Below are 4,412 nucleotides of genomic sequence, written 5' to 3' on the forward strand. Positions count from 1 at the left end.
CCCCGACGGCCTTACCGACGACGCCCCGCCGGGGGCCCGCGCGGACGCCGCCGTCGCCCGGGTCCTCGCCGACCTCGACACCACCACCGAACGCGGAGTCGTCGTCGACTCCCCGCCCGGCGCCGGCAAGTCCACCCTCGTCGTCCGGGCCACCGGGCACCTCGCGGTCCGGGGTCGGCCCGTGATGATCGCCGCCCAGACCAACGAACAGGTCGACGATCTCGTCGACCGGCTGGCGGGCACCCATCCGGAGTTGGCCGTCGGTCGTCTGCACGCCGCCGGTCACGTCCTGCCGCCCCGCGTCACCCGACACCCCCGGGTCACCGGGGCCGCGAAGATCGACCCGCTGCGCGACCTCCCGGTGGTCGTCGGCACCGCCGCCAAGTGGGCCCACGTGGACACCACCCCCTGGGACTGGGCCATCGTCGACGAGGCCTACCAGATGCGCTCCGACGCGCTGCTGCGCACCGCCCGCCTCTTCGAACGCGCCCTGTTCGTCGGCGACCCCGGTCAGCTCGATCCCTTCGCCACCGTGGAGACCGACCGCTGGACCGGCCTGAGCTGGAACCCCATGAGCAACGCCGTGGACGTCGTGCTCGCCCACAACCCCACCATGCTCAGTCGTCGGCTCCCCGTGTCCTGGCGGCTGCCGGAGAGCGCGGCCCCCCTGGTGCGGGAGGCCTTCTACCCCTTCCAACCCTTCGTCTCCGGCACCGTCGCCGCCGACCGCGTGCTGACCCTGGATCCCGCCCCCGCCGACGACCCGCGGGACACCGTGCTCGACCGGGCCGCCGCCGACGGCTGGGGGTACCTCGAACTACCCGCCCGTCACACCCTGCGCACCGACGGGCAGTTGGCCGACGCCCTCGCCGGCACCGCCGACCGCCTGCTGCGCCGCGCCCCGCTCGCCAACGGCGAACCGATCGGCGCCGACCGGGTGGCCATCGGCACCGCCCACAACGACCAGGCCGCCGCCGTCCGGGACCGCCTCGTCGCCCTCGGGCCGCACCTGGCGGGGGTCACCGTGGACACCGCCAACAAACTCCAGGGGAGGGAGTTCGACGTCACCCTGGTCTGGCACCCCTTGTCGGGTCGGACCGACGCGAGCGCCTTCCACCTGGAGACGGGGCGACTGTGCGTGTTGCTCTCCCGCCACCGGCACGCCTGTGTGATCGTCGCCCGCGCCGGGATCCGGGAGCTGCTGGACCGTCACCCCACCACCCGACCGGTTCACCTCGACGTGCCGCCGAAGTTTCCCGACGGCTGGCGGGCCCACCAACTCGTCCTCGACCACCTGGACCGCCCCACCCGCCGAGTCCCCGGGGGGTGAGGCGGGAGAAGACCCCGCACGGCTCCGTCCTGGCCCGCGTTCCCGTCCCGGAGCAGCGGGTAGGGGAGGCTTCCCTCCTGTTCGGCGCCGACCGGTCATCCGCCCGGGGGCCCGTCCTCCGTGACGCCCTGACGGGGACGGACGGGAGCCGGCAGGGGTGCGCGGCCCCGCCGGCGGGACGTGCCGGCGGGGCCGCGGGTGAAACGGGTCGCGCTGTGCGGGAGGGGGAAGCGGGGCTCAGAAGGTCACGGCAGGCTGATGCCGTGGTTGCCCAGCGCCCGGGTGACGGGCTCGTAGAAGGTGGTGCCACCGACGCTGCAGTTGCCCGAGCCACCGGAGGTCAGGCCGACGGCGGAGCTGCCGGACCACAGCGGGCCGCCGCTGTCACCGGGCTCGGCGCAGACGTTGGTGCGGATCATGCCGTAGACGATATCGCCGCCGCCGTAGTTCACGGTGAAGTTCAGGCCCGTGACCGAGCCGGAGCGGCACCCGGTGGTGCTGCCCGAGCGGGTGACGGGCATACCCACGTAGGCGCTGGCGATGCCGGTGATGTTGACGGTCGAGCTGCCGCAGATGACCTGGCTCGGGTTGGCGGAGGAGCCGCCGCTCACCGAGATGTAGCCGTAGTCGGCGCCGGGGAAGTTCGAGTAGGCGGTGGGACCGAGGTACGCGGTCCGTGCCGCGTTGCTGTACCAGGCGGGGTAGCCGTCGGTGCAGTGACCGGCGGTCAGGGCGTAGGCCCCGCCCTGGACGTTGAAGCCCAGGGAACACCGCCACCCGCCGCTGGCGTAGATGGCCTGGCCGCCGCGCAGCAGCTTGGAGAAGGTACCCGGAACCTCCTCGATCTCCAGGGCCCCGGCGTTGGCGCCGGCGCTGCGCATGATCTGTCGGAGTTCCTTCTCGGTGACGCTCTGGTCGACCAGCACCGTGACGGTTCCGGTCTTCTCGTCCACCGACCAGGCGGTGCCGCCGACATCCGTCGACTCCACGGCCTCGGCTGCGGCGTGGAGTTGGGCGGTGGTGAACTCCTGCGCCGTCGCGGCGGCGGAGCCCGGCAGGGTCAGGGCCAGTGCCGCGGCGAGACCGGCGGAGATCGCCAGTACGCGGCCGAGCCCCTTCCTGCGGCGGTCGCCCCGGGCGCCATCGGTGGTGCGCTTGATCCTCACACGTCCTCCTGTGGGGGGAATGAGCGGGTCACGCTCGTGAACGGTGAATCAGCGAAGGCGTTCCGATGATCTTTTTCATCGGAAATCCATCACGATGTGTGAGTATTCAGGTGGCTCCGATGCGTCACAAGAGTGACTCTCGGCCGGTTGCGGATGGAGTGGGAAGGGGTGTGACGGACCGGTGGGGCGCCCGGGGTCTTCCCGTGAGTGATCGAACACCTCTGCCGGCGGAACCCCGATGGAACCCGGCGGCGACGAACGACCACGGCGGGGAGCGGGACGGGCACCCGGGCGTCGATCATCGATGTCGGACGGTCGGCCGTTCCCCCGCAGGCCCGCGCCGGGTGCCGTCGGCCCCGGCGCCGCCGGCACCCGGCGACCGTGGTCACCTGCGGGAAGACCCGCGGCTTCGCGTTCCGTCGGGTGGAGCCGGGCCTCCCTCTCCCCTCGCGCACCGCAGACCGGAGGGAGAGGGGGAGACTCTCCGGCGACGAACGCCGCTCGGACGGATGCCGGTGGCACCGCGGAGCGGCCCGGAGGGCTCCGTAACGGAGGGTGGGGATCATCGGGAAACGGTTCGAGTCGCACCCCGCCCCCGGGCCCCGAAGTGGCTTATACGGGTGCCCCATCGATGTGTTCGACGGGTGGGAGGGAAGCGATTTTCCGATCGGAGGCCGTCCCGTGCCCCGGCTCCCGGGCCGGGGCACGGGACGGATTCCGGCCCGGGAGCCGGCCTTTGTCACATCAGGCGGCGGATTTCACCGCGCACCCGGTAGAAACCACCCGGCGCACCGTGCACGGCCTCCACGACGAAACGGGCGCCGGGCTCGCGTATCCGACGGGGGAACTGCACGAACCATCCGGTCTCGTAACCCTCGGAGACCACCCGCACCCGGGTACGGGGGCCGTCCCGGAAGCACTCCACCACCACCCCGTCCGTCGTTTCGGACACCGTGGCCAACTGGGCCGCGGTGGTGGCGGGGACCCGGGTGGGCAGGGCGGCGGCGGCCTTGACGTCCACCGGAGTCGGGATCGTCCCGCGCTCCGCCGCGGCGATCGCCTCCGGGCTCGCGTCCACGCAGGCCATCGTGCCGTCCGTGGTCACCAGGTACAGACGCTCGCGGTGGTACTGCATGGAGAGCGCCGAACCGCAGCCGGTGCCCAGCTTCCACAAACGGGTGCCGTCGGCGGCGAAACAGTAGACGGACGACGCGGAGTCACCGGCGAAGACGTGTTCCCCGTCGGGTGAGGTGGCGCAGGAGTACACCGAGGCGTCGCAGCGGTACTCGGCGAGGAGGTGTCCGTCCGTCTTCGCCAGTCGTGCCACGGTGCGGGAGGAGGTGCCCGCGTACACGGCGTCGCTCTCCTGCCAGCCGAAGAGCACCGACCCCCGGGTGGGCGTGTGCCAACGCTGGCCGGAGCCGTCCGTCCGCCAGGCGGTGACCCCCGCGCTGTGACCGTGGTAGACGGCGTCGGTGTCCCGGCGCACCATCCACCCGCCGCTCCCCTCGCCCCGGCGGGACCACTGGAACTCGTCCTCGTGGTCGATGACGGTCAGTCCGCCGTCGCGATCGGAGACGTTGAGCACGCCCTCGTGGATGTCGAGCCAGAAGATGTCCACGTCCGGCTCGACGGTCCAGGCCGCGAACGGCAGCTTGCCGGAGAGGTCGTAGACCGTACCGTCGTCGCATCCCGCGTAGATCCAGAAGTCATCGGCGACCAGGCACTTGACCCCGTCCGGCAGGCGGTAGTGGGCGGTGACCGAGCCCTCGTGGTCCAGGGCGTAGGCGTCCCCGTGCTGGTTCCCCACCCAGCACCGCTCGTCATCGACGTGGATCCCGAAGGCCGCGGAACCGGTGCGGAACCGCCACAACACCGGGGCTCCGGAGCGGGCGGTGGAGGGGGCGGAGGCTGTC

3 protein-coding genes are annotated in these 4,412 nt (G+C 72.3%); 1 reads left to right on the forward strand and 2 read right to left on the reverse strand.

Features of this window, described 5'->3' with window-relative positions; genetic code table 11:
• On the forward strand, positions 1-1,330 hold a 1,330-nt coding region (locus FNQ90_RS13850; RefSeq protein WP_182606661.1), incomplete at its 5' end, for an AAA family ATPase.
• Between the two features lie 245 nt (positions 1,331-1,575).
• On the opposite strand, the gene FNQ90_RS13855 is transcribed toward FNQ90_RS13850, so the two are convergent.
• Positions 1,576-2,496 (reverse strand): S1 family peptidase, encoded by a 921-nt coding sequence (locus FNQ90_RS13855; protein WP_182606662.1) that lies wholly within the window; start codon positions 2,494-2,496, stop codon positions 1,576-1,578.
• Between the two features lie 739 nt (positions 2,497-3,235).
• Positions 3,236-4,412, reverse strand: a 1,177-nt coding sequence (locus FNQ90_RS13860; RefSeq protein ID WP_182606663.1) for an outer membrane protein assembly factor BamB family protein, incomplete at its 5' end; no start/stop codon positions are given.

This window comes from Streptomyces alkaliphilus (genome assembly GCF_014141535.1).
GTDB lineage: Bacteria > Actinomycetota > Actinomycetes > Streptomycetales > Streptomycetaceae > Streptomyces > Streptomyces alkaliphilus.